The following is a 22414-nucleotide window of genomic DNA, read 5'->3' on the forward strand; positions in this document are numbered from 1 at the left end:
ACCGGGCCGTCATCACGCTGGCGATCGCGCGGTCGCCGTTGGCGTGGCAGTTCACGTCGATCCCGGCCCGGTGGACCCGCTCGACCCACGCATCCAGGGTCGCCTGATCCTCCACCAGGTTGCCGTAGTAGGGCGGCGAGCGGCCGGGGAACGGCTTGCTCCAGGCCAGAGTCCGCTCCGAGAACGAGCCGTCGACCAGGTGCTCGAAGGTGGCCCCCAGCCGGATCCAGTCGTCGCCGAAGCCGGTCTTCAACCCCGCCTTGATCATCGCCTCCAGAACGGGCCCGATCGGCTCGTAGCTGACCCGGTGCTTGAGGTCGCCGCGGGCGCGGACGTCCTGCAGGGCGCCGAGGTCGCCCCCTTGGTGATGGACGGTGGTCAGGCCGTAGCGGGCGAACTGCTTTGAGATATGGGCCAGCCCGTCGCGGGCGCGGCGTGCGGTCTCCTCCGGCGAGAACGTGGGCCGCTTCCCGACATTGTCGAACACGTCCATCGCCGTGTCGGTCACCCGGCCGGTGAGTTCGCCGGAAGCGTCGCGGTCGAAGGTGCCGCCCACTGGGTTGGGCGTGGCCTTGGTCACGCCGGCCAGGGCGAAGGCGCGACTGTTGTAGAAGGCCGTATGGCCGCCGCGATGGTTCACGACCACCGGATGGTCCTTCGACACCCGGTCCAGGTCGGCCATCGTCAGCTGGCGCTTGTCCTTCAGCTTGGTGTCGTCATGGAAGTGGCCCGAGACCCAGGTGTCGGGCGGCAGGGTGCGGGCCTTGGCGGCGAGCTTGTCCACGATCGAGTCGATGGTGACGAACTCCACCTCGAACGGATTGCCGACCAGCACCTCGTAGAGCAGCACGTCGCCCACGGGATGGTTGTGGGTGTCGATGAACCCCGGCGTGATCGTCATCCCCTTGGCGTCGTAGACCTGGGTCCGCTTGCCGATCAGGCCGCGGACGTCGTCACTCGCGCCCACGGCCACGAACCGCCCGCTCTTCACAGCGAAGGCCTGGGCCTTGGGACGGCTGGGGTCGACGGTGATGACGTTGGCGTTCAGGACCACGAGGTCCGGTTCGTCCGGGTTCATGGCGGCCCAGGCCGCGCTCGACCAGGCCGCGCCGACTGTCCCCAGGAATGCCCGCCGGCTCGCCTGCCCCATGTCCTGATCTCCCCATCTGTCGGCGAGACTAGACCCTTCGGGCGGCCTGTCACCTCTAGCGGTCGGCGGCCCCTGTCCGCAGGTAGGCGGCCTGCGTCGGCCGCTGGGCCCGCTCGGCCTCGATGAGGCGGGTGACTTCCGCCACGCCGGCCGCCGCAGAGGCCTGGGTGTCGTCGTCAGCCAGGGGATTGCGCGCCGCGGCCTCCAGCCACTTTCGGGCGGTCTCGAAGTCGCGCGGCGCCAGATAACCCAGGGTGTAGATGCGCCCCAGCTCCAGCTGGGCCTCGGGATCCTGTTCCCGGGCGTCGGCCTGCAGACGGGCCAGTTCCTGGCGCACCGCCGAGGCGCTGCCGGCGCTGGGTTGCGGCATAATCAGGGTGACCGAGCGGGTCCGGCCCTCTGCGACCTGGGGCTTGGCGACCGAGGCCACCTGGAAGCGCGGCTGGCCCACCGGACCGAAGCCGAAGGGTTCGAGATGCAGGTGCGGGCCCTGCGTCCCATGCGCGCCCTTGGGCTGGTAGCGGGCGAAGGGCGCCCCCGCCTCGCGGAGGCGCTGCGCGGCGGCGAAGGGGCTCATGCCGTTGACCACCAGGTCGAATGCGCCCGGAGCGCCCGGATGGCCCAGAGAGTGTCGCGATATCCCGCCGGGGCGCACGGTCATGGCGCCCTGCGCCCGCAGCTGGTTCTCACGCTCCGGAGTGCGATAGCCGCCGGTCATGCGCCACGCGCCGGGGCCGAACACCCGGTCCATCACTGCGGCGAACCTGGCCTGTGTCATCTCCTGCGCCGCCGCGGGAGCGGCGAACGCACCCAGCGCCGCGGCGAGCAGCGCGGCCTTTGCCAAAGATCGCAGGACGCGGGACATGCCGCCGAGAATGCCCGCGGGCGGCGAAGAGCCGGTGAAAAGGCAAGGTGAACGGACCCTTGCCGGCTAGAGCCTGTCCGGTTCAGATGGAATCATCTGAACCGGATGAACAGGCTCGCTCTCTTTGATCTTGAGCGTGTCTCAGGGCGAAACCGGCGTCCACCTTCGCCCAACACGCTCTAGTCCCGCGATTTCCGGCGGAACGGCTTGCGCTTGAGTTCCTTCTTCTCGCCCTTGGCCTTGGCCGTGATCTCCTTGAGCTTCACCGTCTGCAGGACCGAGAGCGCCTCGCCTAGCGCGCCCTTCTCGGGATCGCCGAAGGCGCGGCCGTAGGTCTTCACCCGCTCGCCCACTTCGGTGAGGAACTCGCCCTCCCAGTCGGAGAGCTGCACGCCTGCCTTGTCGGCGGCGCGGCGGGCGCGCTTCAAGGCGTTGAGGGCGGCGCGCTTGGTCGCCGCCTTTCGGGCCTCCAGGGGCGAGACTGGAGGCTTGTTCCTCAAATCTCTCCGATCGCCGCGAGATAGAGGTCGAGGATAGCTTCTTCTTCCTGGCGCTTGGCCCGGTCCTGCTTCCGCAGGCGGATCACCTTGCCGATGATCTTGACGTCGAAGCCGTTGCCCTTGGCCTCGGCCTTCACTTCCTTGATCTGCTCGGCGATCTCGGACTTCTCCTGCTCGAGACGCTCGATGCGCTCGATGATGCTTTTGAGCTGACCCTGCGCGGTCGCGTTGAGGACGTCGGAGTGGGCGGAAGCGTCGTCGGCCATGGCCAAGCCTTTAAGCTAGATGCGAGGGGTCGGAAAGGCGCGGAACCTACTCATCGGACCCGGCCGTGTCACGCGCTCTGAACCTTCGCCGCAGGCCAATCGTTGAGGCCATACGACGCGGAGGATGCATGGCCCACGAACACCGTACGAAGCCGACCGAGGCCGACGCCCAGGCCGCCGTCCGAACCCTGATCGAATGGGCTGGCGACGACCCCGACCGCGAGGGCCTGCTGGACACCCCGCGCCGGGTGGCGAAGGCCTATCGCGAGCTGTTCGCGGGCTATGAGAGCGACCCGCGCGAGTATCTGGAGCGCACGTTCGAGGAGGTGGGCGGCTACGACGAGCTGGTCGTGCTGCGCGACATCCGGGTGGTTAGCTTCTGCGAACACCACATGCTGCCGTTCCTGGGCAAGGCGCACGTGGGATACCTGCCGAACGACCGGGTGGTGGGGATTTCGAAGCTGGCCCGGGTGGTCCACGGCTTCGCGCGACGGCTGCAGATTCAGGAGAAACTGACCGCCCAGATCGCCGAGGCGATCCAGGACATCCTCAAACCCAAGGGGGTGGGCGTCGTGATCGTGTCCGAGCACAGCTGCATGACCATGCGCGGTGTCAACACGCCGGGCTCGAAGCTCACCACCTCGAGCCTGCTGGGAGAAGTTCGGGACGACCCGCGGACGCGGCAGGAGTTCTTCGACCTGGTGCGCAACGGCGACTGAACTGCGCCCAAAGAAAACCCCCCGCCGGGCTCTGGCGAGGGGTTCCTTAGAAGGACGGCCCAGGGAGAGAGCTGGGCCGCCCGGTACGTCTGTTGTCTAGGCGCGGGCGAGCGCGACCTGGCGGCGGCGCAGCAGGGCGCCGGCGACGCCGAAGCCCATGATCATCATCGCCCAGGTGGCCGGTTCCGGCACCGCGGTCACGGCGAACGAGTCGACTTCGAACGAGTTGCCCGACGAGCTCAGGATGACCTCGGTGACGCGATCGGCGCCGAAGTCGAAGTTGACGCGCTTGCCCCAGGACCAGCTCTGACCCACGTAGCCTTGCGTGAACTGGCCGCCGTTCAGGGTCACGTCGAAGCCGTTATCGCCCTTGAAGCGGATCGAATTGTAGGTGTCGGCCGAGCCCATGTAGAAGCTGAAGGTCTTCAGGCCGGCCAGCGAGGTCAGCTTGGCCGAGGCGTTGCCGGGGATCGTCAGATAGTGGGTCGCGTTGCCCGGCAGCGTGCCGGAATAGCCGCTGCAGCCCTCGCAGACGCCGACGGTGGCGCCGACGAGGTCGAGATCGAAGCCCGGCAGCAGCACGGCTTCGGGCGTCGCCGCGTTGTTGAAGTCGGCGACCAGTTGCTCGCCCGGCTGCAGCGCCAGCGGCGCGTTCTGCGAGGTCAGCGAAATGGTGATCGCGGCCGAGGCGGGGGCGGCGAAGGCGGCGGCCGCAGCGGCGGCCATCAGGAGGGTGCGGATACGCATCGGGGGTCGTCCGTGATCTGGGTGACGGCCCCCTGATCGGATGCCGTGCCGGTTTGAAACAAAACGCTTTTACTTGCGGCACAGTCCTGCAGAGGGCGTGCCACAGCTGTCCCCGACCGTACGGCTAAGCTCTAAAGAAAGACGCAATGCCCCGTCGCGGGGGGATGGCTCAGATCAGCCCGCGGCGCTCCAGGGCGGGCTGTAGGTCCGCCGGGTCCGTGAAGTGATGGGTGTCGAAGCCCAGGGCCTGAGCCGCCGCGATGTTCCTGGCGCTGTCGTCCACGAACAGGAAGTCGGACGGCGCCATTTCGAAACGCTCGCAGCACAGGTGGAAGATGGCCGGGTCGGGCTTCATCACGCCCTCCAGCCCCGACGCCACCACGCCGGACAGCCGCCCGAACGCCGGGCTCATGGCCAGGGTGCTGTCCAGCGTCTCGTGACTGATGTTGGAGAGGCCGAACTGCGGCACGCCGCGAGCGTGCAGGGCCTCAATGGCGGCCTCGGTCTCGGCGATGGCGCCCGAGAACATCTCGTCCCAGCGGTGATGCCAGGCCCAGATCTCGGCTTCGTGCTCGGGATGCTTGGCGGCCAGCGCCGAACAGTTCTCGGCGAAGGTCACGCCGCAGTCGGTCGGCCCATGCCAGGCCAGGGTGCACACGTCGTTCAGGAACCGGTCGCGGGCGACCGGATCAGGGATGACCTTTTCGTAGAGCGTGCGCGGGTTCCAGCGCACGATGACGTTGCCGAAGTCCCAGAGCAGAGCCTTCGGCATGCGCGAGCTGGGCGGCTCAGCCTTGCTTGGCTTTGAAGCGCGGGTCGGTCTTGTTGATGATGTAGACCCGGCCCTTGCGGCGCACGAGCTTGCAGTCGCGGTGACGCGTCTTCAGCGACTTGAGCGAGCTTCTGACCTTCATGGACCTAATCTTCAATCGGGCCCCGAGGGGCCGGTTGGCGAACAAGAGCGCGCGCATATACGGGTCGCCTGCAGCCAAGTCAACCGGAGGGCCTGCGACGTCGCGGCGTTCCGCCGAGCCCGATTTGCCCCCTGACGCCGATTTGATTGGGCCGGCCGCCGACACACCCTAGATTCGGTCGGATGCGTCGACGTCTTTCTTTCATGCTCCTGCTCGCCGGCTGCGCCTCGCCCGCCGCGCCACCTGCCTCGACGCCGATCGCGGCGCATGCCGGCGCCGTGGCTCAGTCCGCCCAGGCCACCATCGCCCCGCCCGTGGCGTCAGGCGACCTGGTGTTCGACCAGTGGGCGTCAGAGTTCGAGGCGCGCGCCATCACCGCGGGGATCGAGCCGGCTGTGTTCCGCCGTGAGATGGCGGGACTGACCCCCGATCCGCGGGTCGGCGCGCTGGATTCCCGTCAGCCCGAGTTCTCCAAGCCCATCGGCGACTATCTGAAGGGCGTCGTCACGGCCGACCGTGTCGCCATCGGCCAGCGACGACACGCCGACGTGGCCGAGTTCCCCACCATCGAGGCCAAGTACGGCGTGCCGCGCGACGTGCTGCTGGGCGTCTGGGCTCTGGAAAGCGGCTTCGGGTCGATCCAGGGCGACAACGACACCTTGCGCGCGCTGGCCACCCTGGCCGCCCAGGGCCGCCGTCGCGGCTGGGCCGAGGGCGAGATCATCGCCACGCTGAAGATCATCCAGTCTGGAGAGCACCCGCGCGCGCGCCTGCGCGGGAGCTGGGCCGGCGCCATGGGCCAGACCCAGTTCATACCGTCGACTTTCCTGGCCACCGCCGTCGACCAGGACGGCGACGGCCGCCGCGACATCTGGACCAGCCGCGCCGACGCCCTGGCCTCGGCCGCCAACCTGCTGGCCAAGGCCGGCTGGGTGCGCGGACAAAGCTGGGCGCGGGAGGTTGCTGTCCCTCCAGGCTTCGACTTCAGCCTGACCGAGGGCCCGCGGGAAACGCCGGCGTGGTGGGCCGACAAAGGGGTCAGGCGGGCGGACGGGCTGCCCTGGGCCGCCGCCGACGCCGAGGCCAAGGCCCAGCTGGTGGCGCCGGCCGGGGCGAGCGGGCCGATCTTCCTGCTGTTCCCCAACCACTTCGCGCTGCGCCAGTACAACAACAGCCTGAGCTACGCCCTGGGCGTCGGCCTGCTCGCCGATCGGTTTGCCGGCGAGGGACCGCCGGTGCGCCCCTGGCCACAGGAAACCCCGCTCAGCCTCGTCGACCGAATGACCGCCCAGCGCGCGCTGACGGCCCTGGGCTTCGATGCCGGGCAACCCGATGGCGTCGTCGGCATGGGCACGCGCAAGGCTCTGCGCGAATGGCAGAAAGCCCGCGGCCTGACCGCCGACGGCTATCTCTCGGCCGACATGGTCCGCCGTCTGCGCGAAGAGGCCTCGACCGCGACAGCGACGCCAGCCGCCTGAGACGCAGCGCTAGACTGCGCCCTCGTCGGCCTTCTCGATCGTCGCCGCCGAGGCGGCCTCGCGGGTCGCAGGCTTGGGGTCGGCGTTCTTGAGGGCTGTGTTGCGGAAGGCATAGACCAGCATCGCCGCCATCAGCGCCGTGTTGAGGATGAACGGCGCCGGACCATAGTGCTGGTAGGCGAACACAAACGCGGGCGCGAAGATCACGTTGATCCCGTTCACGGCGGCGATCAGGCCGGCGACGCGAGCCTGCTCGTCCATGTCGACCGCGATCGACGACCCCGCGGTGAAACCCGGCCGGGCGAAGCCGAAGCCCAGGCTGGAGATCGCATAGCCGGCCACCGCGCCGTAGTAGCCGGGCGACAGCGCCACGATCAGGTTGCCCAGAGCCGCGATGCCCACGCCCCACCGCAGCAGCTGGCGTGGCGTCATCTCGAACATGCGGATCAGGCCCCACTGGGCCAGGAGACCCGCCACCGCGCCGAACATCATGGCGATGGCGATGAAGTACTGCGCCTGAGCCGGGGACATGTGCAGCTTGTCGATGATCAGGAAGCCCAGGGTCTGGGCCTGGGCCGTCTGGCAGGTGGCGACGATGAAGCCGTAGATCAGGAAGGGCTGGATGCGCGGATCGCGCCACATGCCGCGTTCCTTCGGCCCGCCCACGACAGGCCGGCGCGGTCGTTGCGCCTCTATGGGGACCTTCTGGTCGGGCAGGTAGCGCCAGACGATGAACAGCATGACGAGCGCGATCAGCGAGAAACTGAACAGCGGTCCCGCCAGGCCCACCACCGGGAAGACGAACAGCGGCGCCAGGAAGGGCCCGATCACGGTGCCCAGGCCGAACGCGCCCGCCAGGCTGGCCATCGCCTGGGTTCGCCCCTCGGGCGGCGTCCGCTCGGCGACATAGGCCTGGGTGGCCGGGTTCGAGGCGGCGCCGAACAGGCCGAACAGCGCCCGCGCCAGCAGGAACAGGCCGAAGATCACGATCGGCGCCGCCAGCTTGTGCAGGCCTGCGCTCACCACAACGCCGCAGAGGGCCATGGAGACCATGAACCCCGACAGGCCCAGCATCATCAGCGGCTTGCGGCCATGGCGGTCGGACGACCGCGCCCAATAAGGCGACGACCCCGCCCAGAGCAGCGCCGACAGCGAGAAGATGCCCGAAACCATCCAGTCGGCGATGCCGATGGATCGACCGATCGCCGGTAGGACCGAGATCAGGCCGGTATTGCCCATGGCGGTCGCGGCCGAAACGGCGAAGATGATCGCGAACGACCGGCGAGGAAGGGCGGGCGCCACACTGGACATCGGACCCCCGCCTTAAGCGTTCGAGGGCGCGCCGCCTACCCCAAAGGCCCACCGATCACTGGGTATTAAGCATTAACCGGCATGTTCCCCGGACTCTCCGGGGGTTTCCATGTTCCAGATTATCGGTTTCGTGCTGCTCTTCGGCATGGTGTTCGGCAGTTACATCATGGCCGGTGGCAACATGGGCGTGATCCTGCACGCGCTCCCGCACGAGATGATGGCCATCGGGGGGTCCGGCGTCGCGGCGTTCCTGATCGGCAATTCCATCAGCACCATCAAGGGTCTCGGGGGCGCTTTCGGCAAGGCGTTCGGCGGGCCCAAGTGGAAGGCCTCGGACTATCGCGACCTGCTGTCGCTGCTTTTCCTGCTGACCAAGACGATGAAGTCCAAGGGCGTCATCGCGCTCGAAAGCCACATCGAGAACCCCAAAGAGTCCACGATCTTCACCCGCTTCCCGAAGATCATGAAGGACCACTTCGCCATCGACTTCATCTGCGACACGCTGCGGATGATGACCATGAACCTTGAAGACCCGCACCAGGTCGAGGACGCCATGGAGAAGCAGCTCGAGAAGCACCACCACGAGGCGCTGGCGCCGGGCCACGCCTTCCAGAACCTGGCCGACGCCCTGCCGGCCCTCGGCATCGTCGCCGCCGTGCTCGGCGTCATCAAGACAATGGGCGCCATCACAGAGCCGCCCGAGGTTCTTGGCACCATGATCGGCGGCGCGCTCGTCGGCACCTTCCTCGGCGTGTTTCTGGCCTACGGGATGGTCGGTCCTCTGGCCACGCGCATGCAGGAAGTGGTGAACGAGGAGGGCGCCTTCTACAAGATCATCCAGGCCGTCCTGGTGGCCCACCTGCACGGCAACGCCGCCCAGATCTCGGTCGAGATCGGTCGCGGCAACGTCCCCTCGGGCTCCCAGCCCAGCTTCCTGGAGCTGGAAGAGGCGCTTTCGAACATTCCCGCCGAAGCGTAAGCACAGGCCTCGGCTGCGTCTGCACAGGACCGCCCTTCGACCTGCACGCCGCGGGCGCCGCACTTGCGCAACCGCAGTAAAGGTTGAAAAAGTGATCACAAACGCGTGAGTTTTGCGCTTGCTATCACGCCGTCGTGAGGCGTATCCCTACGCATGCGTCGGGGGGCGGCTTGTCTCTGGCAGGTTCGTACCGGCGCCTGACACACCGACCAGAGGACTAGGGATATGACCAAGCAACTCCTGATCGCTGCCGCCGCCGTCGCCATGCTCGGCGTCGCCGCCTGCTCGAAGCCCGAAGAAAAGGCCGCTGAAGCTCCGGCCGCCGACGCCGCCGCCGCTCCGGCCGCCGACGCCGCTGCTGCTCCGGCTGCTGACGCCGCCGCTGCCCCGGCCGCCGACGCCGCTGCCGCTCCGGCCGCCGACGCCGCTGCTGCTCCGGCCGCTCCGGCCGCTGCCGAGCCGGAAAAGAAGTAAGCTTCTTTTCGCTCAAAGCGATACGGAAGGGCCGCCCTCTGGGGCGGCCCTTCTTCTTTGTGGAATAGCTCATGGCGGCCGACAGTCCGCTGACCTGGACAGACGACGGCCAGCCGCGCTCGGCGCTCTTCGGCGACGTCTATTTCTCGGCCGAGGATGGGCTGGCCGAAAGCCGCGCGGTGTTCCTGGAGGGCTGCGGCCTCCCCGAAGCCTGGGCCGACCGGCGGCGGTTCGTGGTCGCCGAGCTGGGGTTCGGGACCGGCCTAAACATCGCGGCCCTCCTGCAGCTTTGGCAGTCGACGCGACCGTCCGGCGCCCACCTGCACATCGCCTCGATCGAGGCTCATCCCATCACCTCCGACGAAGCCGCTCGCGCGCTCGCGCGCTGGCCCGAGCTTGCGCCGATCGCCAGCCTGCTCACCGCCCGATGGCCGGGCCGCGCGCGGGGCCGCCACCGGGTGGACCTGCCGGAACTCTCGGCCACGCTGGATGTCGCGATCATGGAGGTGGCCGACGCCCTGGTGGGCTGGTCGGGGCAAGCCGACGCCTGGTTCCTCGATGGCTTCTCGCCCGCCACCAACCCCGGAATGTGGTCGGACGAGGTGCTGGCGATGGTCGCCGCCCGGTCGGCTCCGGGCGCACGGGCCGCCACCTTCACCGTGGCAGGCCAGGTCCGCCGGGGACTCGCCGCCGCAGGTTTCACGGTCGAGAAGCGTCCCGGCTTCGGCCGAAAGCGCGAACGGCTGGAAGCACGCCTTGCGGGCGCAGCCGTCGACCCGCCCGGTCGCCGCGTCGCCATCATCGGGGGCGGCATCGCGGGGGCCTCGGCCGCCCGCGCCGTACGGGGTCTGGGCGGCGAGGCCATCGTCATCGAGGCTCAGGCGCCCGGTGCGGGGGGCTCGGGAAACCCCGCCGCGCTCGTCACCCCGCGCCTCGACGCCGGTCTGGGGGAGGCCGCCCGGCTGTTCGCCCAGGCCTATGCGCGCGCCACTCAGCTCTACGAAGACGCGCCCGCCGCGATCCTGTCGCGCGGCGTCGTGCAATTGGCCGCCGGCGAACGCGACGCCGAACGGTTCGCGAAGATCGCCGGGTCGGACGTCTTCGAGGAGGGTGAGCTCGCGATCCTCGCGCCGGCGGTCACCAGCGACAGGCTGGGCGAAGCCGCACCCTCCGCACTCGACCAGACCCGCGCCCTTGTCATCCGACCGGAGCCGATTCTGGCGGCCTGGAACGGCCAGATCCTGAACGCGGCGGTCGACCGGCTGGAGGCCGCCGAACATGGCTGGCGGCTGCTTGACGCCGCCGATGCTGTGATCGCCGATGCTGACGCGGTCATCGTGGCCGGCGCGCTGGCCTCCCGGGACCTCCTGGCCGGCCTTCCCCTGCAGCCCGTGCGTGGCCAGGCCAGCTGGACCACCGATGGCGCCTCCGCGCCCGCGGCGGCGTGGGGCGGTTACGTCCTGCCCGCGCCGCAAGGCCTGCTGCTCGGCGCCACCCACGACCGCGACGACGAAAGCGCCGACCTGCGGCCCGGGGATCACCAGCGAAACCTCGCGACCCTCGCCACCGCCCTCCCCAACCTGGCGGCGAAGATCGACCCCGAGACCCTGGAGGGCCGCGCCTCGATCCGCGCTGTGACGCCCGACCGCCTGCCGCTGGCGGGGTCCGTGGGCGCCCCGGGCCTCTATGCCCTGACCGGCTTCGGCTCCCGCGGCTTTTCCCTGGCGCCGCTGCTGGCCGAGCACGTCGCAGCCCTGGCGCTGTCGGCCCCCTCACCGATCAGCCGCGCCGCGGCCGACCTGGTGACGCCCGACCGCTTCGCCCGCCGCGCCGCACGTCGTTCAGGTTCCTGACAGCTTGAGCGCACGTATACTGCCGCGGTCGGGGGGACCCATCGGGGCCGGAGGACTGTAGTCATGTCGTTGAAGATCGCCCTCGCCACAGCCGCCACGGCGGGCCTGATGCTCACCGGCGCCGCCGCGCCGGTTTTCGCCAAGTCGCCTGAAGCGCCCGCGGCCAAGACCCCCCGCCAGTGCTTCTGGGCGCGGAACATCAGCAGCTTCGCGTCGAATGACGACAAGGTGGTCAACCTTCGGGTCGGCGTCCGCGACGTCTATCAGCTGGAAATGCTGGGCCGCTGTCCCGACGTCGAGTGGAGTCAGACCATCGCCATCAACTCGCGCGGCTCGAGCTACATCTGCACGGGCCTGGACGCCGAGGTGATCGCGCCCTCATCCATCGGCCCGCAGCGCTGCGCCGTCTCCAAGATCCGAAAGCTGACGGTCGAGGAAGCCAAGGCGCTGCCCAAGCACGCGCGGCCCTGACCAAAGGAAAGGGCGTCGGATTGCTCCGACGCCCAGTTGCCTTGGAGGAAAGGTAGTCCCTTGAGGACTGGCGGCGCCGGGCCGAGGCCCGACGCCCGCCTCCCGTTCGGGAGAACGTTAGAACCGCTTCCTGAAGCCGATCTCGAAGGTCCGGCCCAGCGGGTTCCCCTGGGTGTAATCGTAGTTGTACTGGCTGGGCGCGAAAGGCGGGTCCTTGTCCAGAACGTTCTGGACGCTGGCCGTGATCGTCGTGTCCCAGGGCGCTTCCCACCGCACGACGACGTCGTGCTGCCAGAAGTCGTTGGACTTGCCCACCGCCTGCAGGTCGCGCCCCGCGCAGGATGCCGTGGTGCAGCCGGCGGCAGTCGTCGCGGCAGGGTTCGGAACCGTGATGAACAGCGGCGAGCCGAACGCAGGCGAGGTGCCCTCCGAATAGCGGGCCAGCCAGCGGACCGAGAGCGGGCCGCGGACATAGGCCAGATAGGCGTTCCCCTTGATTTCCGGGTAGGAGAAGAAGTCGTTGATCAGGTCGCTCAGGCCAGCCCGATCTTCCGCCGGGGCGATCTCGATGCTCGTCCCCTTCAGCTTCACGGCCTCGCGCTTGTACTCGATCAGATAGGTGGCCTCGACGCCCGCCGACCAGCTTCCGTCGAGCCAGCCGTCCCAGTCGTACTGGGCGCGGAACTCAAGACCTGACGTCTTCGTGCCGGGACCGTTGACGACGAAGCTCTGCAGCCGCGCGACGTTGGCCGGGCCGCAGGCTCCGGCGAACGTGAAGCGCGACTGGAGCGCGGCGAACGCCGGATTGCCGCAGTTCACAGCCGAGTTTCCGGGGAACATCGTGGCGTAGAGGCGTCCACCCGCTTCCTCGGTCAGCTCATCCTTGAACTTGAAATTGAAGTAATCGAGCGTTGCGGAGAAGCTGCCGATCTCGAAGATGGCGCCGATGTTGTAGGTGTCAGCCTTCTCAGGCTTCAGATCCGGATTTCCACAGCTCTGGAACGCGCGATAGCCGCCGCCCAGCACCCGGACGCCATTGTTGCAGGTGTTGCGGACCAGACCCGAGGTCGGAGCCCGGAACGTGGTGGACGCCGAACCCCGCAGGGCCAGCATGTCCATGATCTGCCACTTCACGGCGACCTTGGGATTGGTCGTCGAGCCGATCCCCCCCTGGTAGGCTTCGTGACGGATCGCGAAGTTCACGTTGAGATCGTCGGTCACCGGAACCTGCAACTCCGCGAAGATCGCCTTCACATTGGCGTCGTCGTCGCGATCCGTGTTGGAGCCGAAGAACTGCAGTGGCCCGGTCTCGTCCGCGCAAGCGGCCCGGTCGGGGCAGGGGTTTTCATCGGAGTTGAAGAAGGCCCCGTACTTGCGGATTTCCTGGGCGTAGCGGTACTGGCCGCCGACCGCCCATGCCACAGGCCCACCCGCCAGCTCGATTCCGGTCTGGCCCGAAAAGACACCGTCGACGACAAGCAGCCGGTTGGTTAGCACATTGGTATAGGGCCCGTAGAGCCAGGCCACCACGTCAGGGTTGTTGGTGACTGCCGGGTTGGAGAACGGATTGGCGGCCCCGTTAACCGCGCTGCGGGCCACGCCGTTGGTGAACGGGTTGAAATAATAGCAGCCAAGCGCAGCGTTGCCGGCATTGGTGGTGAAGTTGTTGGTCTCGGCCGCAGTGCATTCGTCGGTATTATTCACCCGGCTGCCGTAGCCGCGAAGCCCCAGCTGGAGACGCTGCACCAGGATGTCAGAGATCGAAGACGTGTTCTTCTGCTCCATGAAGGTGACAGAAGTGTCGTAGTTAATGTTCTCGAAGATCTTGCCCTTGAACCCGCCAGAGACCCGGAACCCGTCGTTGACGATCGACTGGTGATCGGCCCCATCCTTGTTGAGCGGATGACCCGCGAAGGCCACAGCCCGCCAGCCCAGCTGGGAAATGTCGACGCCGCGGGTGATCGCCGAACCTGGATAGGCTGGATTGGGCGCGTTGGCGCCGGCGCGGATCGCGGCGCACTGCGCTGCCGTCAGGGGGGCGCGGCAGTCGTTCAACAGCGCGACCAGGCCCGGATGGTTGGCCGGGATATTGTAGGGCACCGAGAGGTTCGGGCCATTCGGCGTCGCGGGCGAGAACGAGGTGCCGCCGACGTTCACCGGCGAAGGGTACTGCGCCGTCAGGTTCGCGGGTGAAATCCGCTGCACCGGGGTGTCGTTCTTGGTCCAGGCCACCTCGGCGTGGAACGACATGTTCTCCGACAGATCGAAGTTCACTTCGCCATAGAGCTGGTAGTGATCCTCGCGGTTCACCAGATCGTTGAAGTTGGAGAACTGGAACCGGCAATTGGACCCTGCGGTGGCAGGGTTCTGGGCGCTGACCGGCACCGCGATCGTCGCCGTGGCGCCCTGGCCCAAGGTGCCGTTCAGCGGATTGGGGAAGGTGATGTTATTGGTGAGCGTACCGCCCAATTCCTCGCAGCCATTGTCGCGGAAAGTAGTGCCCGCGACCCCCGCGACGCCGAAGAAGCCTGGATTCGCCGCTCCGGTGAAGCCGCCGGAGCCGGCATAGCCCGCAAAGTCGAAGGGTCGGATCGCCCAGTCGCGGTCATGAATGTCGAGCCGCGAACGATGGCGATAGCCGGCTGTGAGCAGCACATTGCCGTTGTCGAACTTCTTTCCCCAGGCGGCATTGGCGTTGTAGTCGCCGTTCGAGCCGTCGATCAGCGCGTATTCGCCGTCGACCTCAAGACCGTCCAGGTCCTTGCGGGTGATGAAGTTCACGACGCCGCCGATGGCGTCCGAGCCATAGGTCGCGGCCGCGCCGTCCTTCAGGATCTCGATGCGGCCCACCGCAGCGGTCGGGATGAAGTTCAGGTTGGCGCCGCCGCCCTGGAACGCCGCGGCCGGGCTGTCCGCCAGGCGCCGCCCGTTCATCAGCGTCAGCGTACGCGCCGCGCCGAAGCCGCGCAGGTTGATGGTCGCCGTGCCGGCGCCGCCATTATAGCGGTTGGACTCGCCCAGCGACGACTGTGACGCGGTGATGGTCTTCACCAGTTGAACCACCGTCGGCGAACCCTGCTTCTCGAGGTCGGCCTGGCTCAAGACATCGACGGGGAGCGCGGAGTCTTCCGGCGTGCCGGCGATGAACGAGCCCGTGACGATGACTTCGGCCACCTCGGCCGGGTCGGACGAGCTCTGCGTCTGCGCCTGGGCGTTGCCGGCGAGACCGAGAACGAGGGCGACGGCCAGGGTCGAGCCGCCGCAGAAATATCTGCGCTTGATCATTTTACTTCCTCCCCTCCGCGCCGCACCCGCATCTCGCGTGCGTGGTTTGACAGCGCGTGGCCCGGCGATGATCCGACGAGATTGCGTTTCGCGCCAGGAAATTCCGCAACGGAAACGTACCGCAGTTGCGAACAATACCTATGTTCCGAAATGTGCTCGGGAATTTGGAATGGTGAGTGAGATCGGGCGGTTGCTTCGCCGAAAGTGAAGGCTGATCACCGAGCGGCCAGCGAAGGTTCGGTGTGCTGGGCGTTGCGCCGGCGCCACACGCGATCCGCGGCTCGGCGGCGGACGGAAACCCTTGCGCCATAAGGAGAAGGCGCCGTCGGGAACCCGACGGCGCCTTCGAAGGTCTGCAATGCTAAGCGACTAGAAGCGCTTCCTCACCGCAACTTTGAAAGTCCGCCCCATGGCGTTGCCCGTGAACGGATCGTAGTTGAGGTCCAGTCGGGCGAACGACGGGTCGCGATCGAACAGATTGTCGATCGAAGCCGTCACTGTGGTGTCCCAAGGCAGTTCGACGCGGTAGTCGAGCTCGGCGATGAGAGTCGACTTGATGGTCTTGCCCTTGGTGACCGGCGCGCCGGTCACGATGTTGTTCGCCGTGAACGGCGCCGTTCGCTGGTCTGTGTAGGAGTCGATGTAGTTCAACGTGAACCGCAGATTGTGGTTCTCTCGCTCGTACTCCAGGAAGGCCGAGCCCTTCCATTCGGGAAGCGAGGTGGCCGAGAGCTGGTAGTTCAGGAAGCCTGCGGCGTCGTAAGCCGCTTCGACCTGAACGCCCGCCACCTGGAATGCATTGATCTTGTATTCCAGCGTGTAGGTGGCCGAGACGCCCATTCGCACATCGCCGCCGGCCACTTCGCCGAAGTCGTAGTTGGCCAGCAGGTCGATGCCCGAGGTTTTGATCTTCGGGCCGTTCACGACCTGAACGCGGACCCGGCTAATGTTGGCGGTGGAGCAGGCGCCCTGGAACGTGAACCGCTGCTGCAGCTGGGCGAATTCCGCCGTGCCGCAGCGAGCCGTTGAGCCGCCCGGGAACATGGTGTTCACGATCGAACCCGAGGGCTCGACCACGATCGGATCCTTGAAGTCGAACCGCCAGTAGTCGAGCGTCGCCTTCAGGTTGCCGACGTCGAACACGAGGCCCGCCGAATAGGTGTTGGCGGTCTCTGGATCCAGGTCCGGGTTGCCGAACGTGTCGATGGCGCGGAACGATCCGGCGATGAACGACAGGGCGGTGCCGCTCGAGTTCGTCAGATTGGTGAGCGTCGGGCCGCGGAACGTGGTGCCGATGGAGCCACGCAGCGCGAGCCAGTCCGTCGCCTGAAAACGCGCGGTCGCCTTGTAATTGGTGGTGGAGCCGACCCGCTCGTAGTCTTCGTAGCGAATTGCGAACTGCAGTTGGAGGGAGTCTGTGATCGGCACCGCCAACTCTCCGAAGCCGGCATAGACCAGCCGCTCCAGTTCCTGTTCCTCGCCGGTGCCGAGGAAGACCAGCGGGCCATTGCGGACAGCGCAGTTGGTGGAGCCGTTCACCGGCGTATCGATGCAGGGGTTCTCGCCGATGTTGGTGAAAGGCGAGTACTGGCTGTCGAACGTGTCACGCCGCGCCTGCACGCCCGCCGCCCAGGCCACATCGCCGCCGGCCAGCTCGATGCCGGTCTTGCCGTTCAGCACCGCGTCGAAGACCACGAGCCGGGTCGTCTGCTTGGTGGCGACCTGGGGAAACAGCCAGCGGATCAGATCCGGATTGTTGGCCACGGTCGGGTTGAACCCGGGGTTCGCAGCCCCCGTGATCGCGGCTCCGGCGACAGCGTTTGAGAACGGGTTGAACCAGAGGCAACCCAACGCCGCATTGCCCGCGCCGGTGGTGAAGTTGTTGGTTTCCGCGGCCGTGCAGCCGCCGCCGGCGTCGCCGGCGAGCGAGCCGTAGCCGCGCATCGCCAGCTGGAGGCGCGAGGCGACGGTGTCGTAGCCCGTGCGGCGGGCGACTTCCTGGCCATAGGTCAGGGCCACATCATAGCCGATGCCCATGAACCCGGTCTCGCCGGAGAAGCCGCCCGACACGCGATAGGCTTCATACGAGCGGAGGCCGACCGAAGAGCCGTCGCTTCCTGGGAAGATGTTGTTACCGCCACCCGAAAGCGGACGATAAAGCACCCCGGCCATGTAGACGCCGGTCGCCGCACCCGGCAGCGCCGTGGGATTGGCGGTTCGATAAGCCACGAGGCCAGGGTTCGTCGCCGGCACGAACCAGCCCTGGCCCGGCACGGCGGCCGGCAGGTCGATGTTCCCGACGATCGGGCTGGTCGTCGCCGTCGGGGTTTGCAGCGTGAGGTACGACGGCGACGTCTTCCACACGGGCACATCGGTCTTGGCCCACAGCAGTTCGGTGTGGAACCTGTGGTTTTCGTTCAGATCGAAATTGGCCGAGGCGAAGACCTGATAGCGGTCTTCCTTCTCAATCAGATTGTCGAACGCGGTGAACTGAAAGCGGCACCCGCCGGGCACCGCCAGGTTTCCGATCGCCGCGCAGCCGACGTCGACGCTGGGCCCTCCCGCCAGGCTCCAGCGGCCGGTCGTCGGGCTCTGCAGGATCGGGAACAGCGAGGTCGTCGAGGTGCCGCCGGACCAGCCGCCCTCGGCGTTCTCGGCGAACGGGCGCAGCGCCCAGCTCCGATCGGTGGTCTTCAGTTCAGAGCGATGCTGCCAGCCGCCGCTGATCAGGATCTCGCCATTCTCGAAGGACTTGCCCCAGACTGCGGAGGTGTCCCAGTTGCCCTTTGAGCCGTCGATCAGCGTGTAGCTGCCGCCGACATCAAGCCCGTCGAACTTGCTGCGAGTGATGAAGTTCACCACGCCGCCGATGGCGTCGGAGCCGTAGGTGGCCGCGGCGCCGTCCTTGAGGATTTCCACCCTGCCGATGGCAGCCTGCGGAATGATGTTGGTGTCGACAACGCCGGCGGCGAATGGGTTCAGCGGCATACGCCGACCGTTCAGCAGCACGAGCGTGCGGGCAGCCCCCAGGCCTCGCAGGTTGATCGAGCCGGACCCTTCCGAGCCCTGGGCGCGGGTGTCGAACTGGTTGGTGTCGCCCAACACGCCGCTGGAGACCGACAGGGTCTTGATCAGTTCGAGCGTCGAGGGCGAGCCCTGCTTCTCAAGATCCGCCTGGCTTATCACGTCGACCGGCAGAGCCGCGTCTTCAGGGGTGCCGCGGATGAACGATCCGGTGACGACAACCTCGCCGATCTCGGTGGGATTGGCCTGGGCCTGTGCGTGCGCCTGTCCCGACGCCCCCAATGCAAACAGCGCGGCAATAGCGGATGCGCTGCAGAAGAACCTGCCTTTAGTCATCGCTTTCCTCCCCTCGGCAGCCTCTGTGGTGGGCCGTCCTGAGTGGATCGATAGTGACGGGAATTGTTTCATCTCCGCCACAAGAATCTCGCCGCTCGCCTAACGTTGATATTGTTGAGCGAAGGCGGCGACGGCGGAAAAGAAAAGACGCCGCCAGTTGGAACTGGCGGCGTCGGTAGAGGTCCGAGCCGGGGTGATCCCGGGCGGCGATCAGAACTTCTTGCGCACCGCGATCTTGTAGGTGCGTCCGTAGGGGTTGCCGATGAAGGGATCGTACGAAGCCTCCAGCCGGGCGGCCGACGGATCACGGTCAAAGATGTTGAACACCGAGGCCGACACCGTGGTGTCCCAAGGCAGCTCGATCCGATAGGTGGCGTCGAAGCTGTAGAACGACTTCACCTTCAGGCCGATGGTGGTCAGCTGGCAGTTGGTCGCTATGCCCGCTTGAGCGTTGGCGACGTTGCAGTTCGTGGACGAGCCGGTCTGAACCGTCGTCGGACCGCGATTGTCCGTCGCGCCGCCGATATAGGTCAAATCGACCCGCAGGTTATGCTCGTCGCGCGTGTACTCGGCGTAGGCCGCGCCGCGCAGCTTCGAGACCGTGCCTGGGAACCGGTCGTAGTTCGTGAAGCCCAGCGCCTTGTAGGGCGCCGAAATGAAGACGCCGTTCACGCTGAACTCGCCGATGTCGTACTTGACCAGCCGGCTGAACGAAGCGCCGAACGAGACATCGCCGCTCAGAACGTCGGGCATCTTGTAGTCGATGCTGCCGTCAATGCCGGTCACCTTGGTCCTCGGCCCGTTCACGGTGTCGGACCGGACGCGCTGGATGTCGTTGCCGACCGTCACGCCCTGGGTGCAGGTGTTGTTGTTGTTGAAGGTGATCAGGCTCCGGAGCGCGGCGCCGCAGTTCACGAGCTGGGTGCCGTTACCCACGCCGCCCACCGAAGTCGCGACCACCTGAGCCGGAACCGTGGTGATCTGGTCCTCGATGTTGAAGTGCCAGTAGTCCCCGATGACCCGCAGGCTTCCGCGACCGACATCGGTCTGGAAGATCGCGCCGATGTTGTAGGTGAAGGCCTTCTCGGGGCCGACCGCCGGGTTGCCGGTGAAGTCGACCGACTTGAAGTTGTTGCCCGCGGCCTGGATGCCCGACAGGCCGGTCACCGAGTTCGTCGAACGGTTGCCCGGCGTGGGGCCGCGGAAGGTGGTGCCGACCGACCCACGCAGGGCGAAGCTGTCGACGATCTGCCACTTCAGGGCCAGCTTCGGGTTCGTGGTGGAGCCCGTCAGGCCGCCGTAGTCCTCGTAGCGGATCGCCAGCTGCGCGTTGAGCGCATCGGTGATCGGCAGGTTGGTTTCAGCGAAGAACGCGTAGACCGAGTCCTCGAGCTGCTGCGGCGTGCCCTGTCCGAGGAAGATGTAAGGGCCGGTCGCGAGCGTGCAGTTCGTCGTCCCGGGGACCGGGCAGGGCGTGACGCGCACGTCCTGGAAGGGGCTGCGCAGCGTGGACTGGAAGTCGGTCGTCCGATACTGACCGCCGGCCGCCCAGCCGACCTTGCCGCCCGGCAGCTCGATGCCCAGCTCGCCGTTGAACACCAGGTCGACCACGAACAGGTCCTGGCGCTGACGCGTCTCGGAGCCGCGCTCGAACAGCCAATCGAGCAGTTCTACGCCGTTGGCGTTGCCCGAGACGAAGCCGGGATTGGTCAGGCCGAGAGCCGGGTTACCCGCATAACCGTTGGAGAACGGGTTGAAGTAGACGCACCCGTTCGTGCCGGGCGTGTTCGTCCGGCAGCCCGCCCCGCCGAGGCCGTTGAGGGCCCGCTGGAGCTTGTCGATGAAGATGTCCGGCGTGTGCTGGCGGTTCTGGGTATGCGAATAGGTGACGCCCAGGTCGTAGCCGATGCCAGCGATGGGCAGTTCGCCCGTCAGGCCCGCCGCGACGCGATAGATATCGTAGTTGCGGTAGCCGACCTGGCCGCCGTTGTCATAGAGCGGGTTACCCCCGGCCCCGAGCGGACGGAACAGGGTGAGCGAGATGCGGCTGGTCGCCGCGATCTGCGCGGCCGACAGACCGGCCTGCTGCAGGGCCGTCAGGGCGCCGGGATTGGTGATCGGGGTGGAGAAGACACCCACGCTGCCCGGGCCGTTCGGTCCCTGGATTGGGGGGAATGCCGGCGAGAAGCGCATGCGCGGCAGGTCAGTCTTGGCCCAATAGGCTTCGACGTGGAACTTGGTCTTTTCGGTGAGGTCGACATTCGCCTGAGCGAACACGTGGTAGCGGTCCTCGTGTTCCACGAGGTTATCGAACGGGATGTACGTGAAGTAGCAGGCCGGGGTCGCGCCCGAGAAGCCGGCGAAACCACCGACGTTCGTGCAGTTGGCGTCACGCGTCACGCCAGCGGTCGGCGCGCCGGTGGCGCTCAGCGGTAGACTGCCTGGGCGGAACAAAGTGCAACCACCTGAAACACAAAACACCTTTATTTACAAAGCTTTGTGAGTTGCTCGCCTTTCCGCCTTGGTCCAGACTTGTGCCCTGGATTGCGAGGTTTTGTGACCTAGGTGTGACCTCAAAATCCGACTGGCACGACCCGATTGCGGGAGATGAAACATGCCGAAACTCACCAGCCAGGCGCTGACGGTCGCCTTCTGCCGAAGCGCGAAGCCAAGCCTAGCACACGGCGCCGGAGGCCGCGCGCCGATCCAGACCGACTACCCTGATTCCGATGTCCGGGGCTTGGCCCTCAGGGTGTCGCCCGGCGGGCGGAAGTCCTGGACCTATCGCTACCGCGACAAGCTGACGGGCAAGCAGAGTCGCGTGACGCTCGGCACCTTCGACCCGAATGCCGACAGCGAACCCGACGAGAACGGCGTGCGCGCGCTGACGCTCTCCGGCGCTCGTGTCGCCGCCCGCCAGCTCCGCGGCCAAGTCGACGCGGGCGTCGACCCCGCGGCCGAGATCCGGCGCAAGCGCGAAGCGGTGCGGTCGCAGGAGATTAGGACCTGGGCGGAGCTTGCGGCCACCTACTTCACGGCCTGCGAGACCGGCGCCTATCGGCCGCGGCGCCGCAAGAAGGCCGCCAGCACCCTCGCCGGGGAACGCTGGATCTGGGGCAAGTACCTGAAGGACCGAATCGGCGACGACGTGATCGGGTCCCTCACCAAGGCCCGGGTCCGCGGCATCCTGCAGGAGGTGCTGGTCTTGGCGCCCAGCCAGTCGAACAAGGTCCGCAGCCTCCTCTCGCAGATGTTCAACTACGCCATCTCGGAGGAACTCGTGGAGGCCAATCCGGTCGCCCTGGTCCAACGGTTGACGGAAGACAAGGCCCGGACACGAACCGCCACCAATGTGGAGCTCCGAACCCTGTGGTCGGGCCTGGAGCAGCGGACCGGGCTCACCATCACGCGTGAGAACGGCGAGGAAGAGAAGGTCTTCATCAGCCTCGGCGTCTGCATCGCCATGAAGCTCGCGCTATTCACGCTGCAGCGGCGCGGCGAGGTCGCGCAGATGCACCTCTCCGAACTCAATTTCGAGCACAAGACCTGGGTGGTGCCAGGGGACAAGATGAAGGGGCGGGCCGAACACCTCGTACCCCTGTCCGACCAAGCGATCGCGCTCATCAAGGCGGCGCTCAAGCTTCACAAGGACCGCCGCAAGGGCCCGAGCCAGTTCGTGTTCCCGTCGCCCCGCTCCAGCGACAATTCGATCGGGCCCGGCGCTCTCAGCCACGCGATGAGCGACCTCACCGCGGCGCTTGGGCTCGAGAACCTCACCTTGCACGACACCCGCCGCACGGGCTCCACCGAGATGGCGGCGCTCGGGGTGGCGCCCTACATCGTGTCCAAGGTGATCGCGCACACCGACGAAGATGGCGGTGCGGCCGTCACGTCACGCCACTACAACCTCTATCAGTACGCCAAGGAGAAGCGCGACGCGTTGGATCTCTGGGCCAAGCGGCTGGAGACCATCCTCTCGCAAAAGCCGATAGACGAAGGGGGATCACTTGAAGCGGCTTAGAGTTCATTCGCGCGTCTCGGC

General features: G+C 67.1%; 18 protein-coding genes. 7 read left to right on the forward strand and 11 right to left on the reverse strand.

Annotated elements, in window-relative coordinates; all coding sequences use genetic code 11:
* The 4 genes from EPN98_RS23990 to EPN98_RS24005 all read right to left on the reverse strand — a co-directional run.
* On the reverse strand, positions 1 to 1150 hold a 1150-nt coding region (locus tag EPN98_RS23990; protein WP_293365513.1), incomplete at its 3' end, for an amidohydrolase family protein.
* Positions 1151 to 1205: 55 nt separating this feature from the next.
* The gene (locus EPN98_RS23995) at positions 1206 to 2015 is read right to left on the reverse strand and encodes a hypothetical protein (RefSeq protein WP_293365514.1); all 810 of its coding nucleotides are present in this window, start codon (positions 2013 to 2015) and stop codon (positions 1206 to 1208) included.
* 179 nt (positions 2016 to 2194) lie between these two features.
* Positions 2195 to 2488, reverse strand: coding sequence for a hypothetical protein (locus tag EPN98_RS24000; protein ID WP_293365574.1), 294 nt, complete (start codon positions 2486 to 2488; stop codon positions 2195 to 2197).
* 23 nt (positions 2489 to 2511) lie between these two features.
* Positions 2512 to 2781 (reverse strand): DUF2312 domain-containing protein, encoded by a 270-nt coding sequence (locus EPN98_RS24005; RefSeq protein ID WP_293365515.1) that lies wholly within the window; start codon positions 2779 to 2781, stop codon positions 2512 to 2514.
* A gap of 128 nt (positions 2782 to 2909) precedes the next feature.
* On the opposite strand from EPN98_RS24005, the gene folE reads away from it, so the two are divergent.
* Positions 2910 to 3500 (forward strand): GTP cyclohydrolase I FolE, encoded by a 591-nt coding sequence (gene folE, locus EPN98_RS24010; RefSeq protein WP_293365517.1) that lies wholly within the window; start codon positions 2910 to 2912, stop codon positions 3498 to 3500.
* 96 nt (positions 3501 to 3596) lie between these two features.
* Here the strand turns inward: folE and EPN98_RS24015 are convergent, their stop codons facing one another.
* The 3 genes from EPN98_RS24015 to ykgO form a co-directional block, all read right to left on the reverse strand.
* Positions 3597 to 4247 carry a PEPxxWA-CTERM sorting domain-containing protein gene (locus EPN98_RS24015; RefSeq protein WP_293365518.1) on the reverse strand — a complete coding sequence of 217 codons (651 nt, stop codon included), beginning with the start codon at positions 4245 to 4247 and terminating at the stop codon, positions 3597 to 3599.
* A 169-nt stretch (positions 4248 to 4416) separates the two neighbouring features.
* Positions 4417 to 5019 carry an HAD family phosphatase gene (locus EPN98_RS24020; protein ID WP_293365519.1) on the reverse strand — a complete coding sequence of 201 codons (603 nt, stop codon included), beginning with the start codon at positions 5017 to 5019 and terminating at the stop codon, positions 4417 to 4419.
* 16 nt (positions 5020 to 5035) lie between these two features.
* On the reverse strand, positions 5036 to 5161 hold the full coding sequence (gene ykgO, locus EPN98_RS24025; protein WP_111513452.1) for a type B 50S ribosomal protein L36: 126 nt from the start codon (positions 5159 to 5161) through the stop codon (positions 5036 to 5038).
* Between the two features lie 182 nt (positions 5162 to 5343).
* Here ykgO and EPN98_RS24030 point away from each other — a divergent pair, with 182 nt between their 5' ends.
* Entirely contained in the window at positions 5344 to 6639 is a 1296-nt protein-coding gene (locus tag EPN98_RS24030) for a lytic murein transglycosylase (RefSeq protein WP_293365521.1), read from the forward strand.
* Positions 6640 to 6648: 9 nt separating this feature from the next.
* Here EPN98_RS24030 and EPN98_RS24035 read toward each other — a convergent pair whose 3' ends face one another.
* Positions 6649 to 7950 carry an MFS transporter gene (locus EPN98_RS24035; protein WP_293365523.1) on the reverse strand — a complete coding sequence of 434 codons (1302 nt, stop codon included), beginning with the start codon at positions 7948 to 7950 and terminating at the stop codon, positions 6649 to 6651.
* A 109-nt stretch (positions 7951 to 8059) separates the two neighbouring features.
* Between EPN98_RS24035 and motA the strand changes: the two genes are divergently transcribed.
* The 4 genes from motA (at position 8060) to EPN98_RS24055 (ending at position 11727) form a co-directional block, all read left to right on the forward strand.
* Entirely contained in the window at positions 8060 to 8929 is an 870-nt protein-coding gene (gene motA / locus EPN98_RS24040; RefSeq protein ID WP_293365524.1) for a flagellar motor stator protein MotA, read from the forward strand.
* A gap of 225 nt (positions 8930 to 9154) precedes the next feature.
* Positions 9155 to 9403, forward strand: a complete 249-nt coding sequence (locus tag EPN98_RS24045; protein WP_293365525.1) for a hypothetical protein — start codon at positions 9155 to 9157, stop codon at positions 9401 to 9403.
* A 71-nt stretch (positions 9404 to 9474) separates the two neighbouring features.
* The gene (mnmD, locus tag EPN98_RS24050; protein WP_293365526.1) at positions 9475 to 11256 is read left to right on the forward strand and encodes a tRNA (5-methylaminomethyl-2-thiouridine)(34)-methyltransferase MnmD; all 1782 of its coding nucleotides are present in this window, start codon (positions 9475 to 9477) and stop codon (positions 11254 to 11256) included.
* Positions 11257 to 11319: 63 nt separating this feature from the next.
* Complete coding sequence (locus tag EPN98_RS24055; RefSeq protein WP_293365527.1) at positions 11320 to 11727, forward strand: DUF6491 family protein; 408 nt, start codon at positions 11320 to 11322, stop codon at positions 11725 to 11727.
* 117 nt (positions 11728 to 11844) lie between these two features.
* Here the strand turns inward: EPN98_RS24055 and EPN98_RS24060 are convergent, their stop codons facing one another.
* The 3 genes from EPN98_RS24060 to EPN98_RS24070 form a co-directional block, all read right to left on the reverse strand.
* On the reverse strand, positions 11845 to 15012 hold the full coding sequence (locus tag EPN98_RS24060; RefSeq protein ID WP_293365528.1) for a TonB-dependent receptor: 3168 nt from the start codon (positions 15010 to 15012) through the stop codon (positions 11845 to 11847).
* A gap of 369 nt (positions 15013 to 15381) precedes the next feature.
* Positions 15382 to 18372, reverse strand: a complete 2991-nt coding sequence (locus EPN98_RS24065; protein ID WP_293365530.1) for a TonB-dependent receptor — start codon at positions 18370 to 18372, stop codon at positions 15382 to 15384.
* Between the two features lie 210 nt (positions 18373 to 18582).
* Positions 18583 to 20772, reverse strand: a complete 2190-nt coding sequence (locus EPN98_RS24070; RefSeq protein WP_293365531.1) for a TonB-dependent receptor — start codon at positions 20770 to 20772, stop codon at positions 18583 to 18585.
* 214 nt (positions 20773 to 20986) lie between these two features.
* On the opposite strand from EPN98_RS24070, the gene EPN98_RS24075 reads away from it, so the two are divergent.
* Positions 20987 to 22393 (forward strand): site-specific integrase, encoded by a 1407-nt coding sequence (locus EPN98_RS24075; protein ID WP_293365532.1) that lies wholly within the window; start codon positions 20987 to 20989, stop codon positions 22391 to 22393.
* Positions 22394 to 22414: the final 21 nt, after the last annotated feature.

The organism is Phenylobacterium sp., assembly GCF_004299445.1.
Classification (GTDB): domain Bacteria; phylum Pseudomonadota; class Alphaproteobacteria; order Caulobacterales; family Caulobacteraceae; genus Phenylobacterium.

Bases quoted from the DNA above. Each gene is read 5' to 3' on its own strand.
- EPN98_RS24005 (WP_293365515.1), bottom strand. From the start codon at position 2,781: ATGGCCGACGACGCTTCCGCCCACTCCGACGTCCTCAACGCGACCGCG.
- motA (WP_293365524.1), top strand. From the start codon at position 8,060: ATGTTCCAGATTATCGGTTTCGTGCTGCTCTTCGGCATGGTGTTCGGC.
- EPN98_RS24055 (WP_293365527.1), top strand. From the start codon at position 11,320: ATGTCGTTGAAGATCGCCCTCGCCACAGCCGCCACGGCGGGCCTGATG.
- EPN98_RS24065 (WP_293365530.1), bottom strand. From the start codon at position 18,372: ATGACTAAAGGCAGGTTCTTCTGCAGCGCATCCGCTATTGCCGCGCTG.
- folE (WP_293365517.1), top strand. From the start codon at position 2,910: ATGGCCCACGAACACCGTACGAAGCCGACCGAGGCCGACGCCCAGGCC.
- EPN98_RS24030 (WP_293365521.1), top strand. From the start codon at position 5,344: ATGCGTCGACGTCTTTCTTTCATGCTCCTGCTCGCCGGCTGCGCCTCG.
- mnmD (WP_293365526.1), top strand. From the start codon at position 9,475: ATGGCGGCCGACAGTCCGCTGACCTGGACAGACGACGGCCAGCCGCGC.
- EPN98_RS24075 (WP_293365532.1), top strand. From the start codon at position 20,987: ATGCCGAAACTCACCAGCCAGGCGCTGACGGTCGCCTTCTGCCGAAGC.
- ykgO (WP_111513452.1), bottom strand. From the start codon at position 5,161: ATGAAGGTCAGAAGCTCGCTCAAGTCGCTGAAGACGCGTCACCGCGAC.
- EPN98_RS23995 (WP_293365514.1), bottom strand. From the start codon at position 2,015: ATGTCCCGCGTCCTGCGATCTTTGGCAAAGGCCGCGCTGCTCGCCGCG.
- EPN98_RS24045 (WP_293365525.1), top strand. From the start codon at position 9,155: ATGACCAAGCAACTCCTGATCGCTGCCGCCGCCGTCGCCATGCTCGGC.
- EPN98_RS24035 (WP_293365523.1), bottom strand. From the start codon at position 7,950: ATGTCCAGTGTGGCGCCCGCCCTTCCTCGCCGGTCGTTCGCGATCATC.
- EPN98_RS24020 (WP_293365519.1), bottom strand. From the start codon at position 5,019: ATGCCGAAGGCTCTGCTCTGGGACTTCGGCAACGTCATCGTGCGCTGG.
- EPN98_RS24060 (WP_293365528.1), bottom strand. From the start codon at position 15,012: ATGATCAAGCGCAGATATTTCTGCGGCGGCTCGACCCTGGCCGTCGCC.
- EPN98_RS24015 (WP_293365518.1), bottom strand. From the start codon at position 4,247: ATGCGTATCCGCACCCTCCTGATGGCCGCCGCTGCGGCCGCCGCCTTC.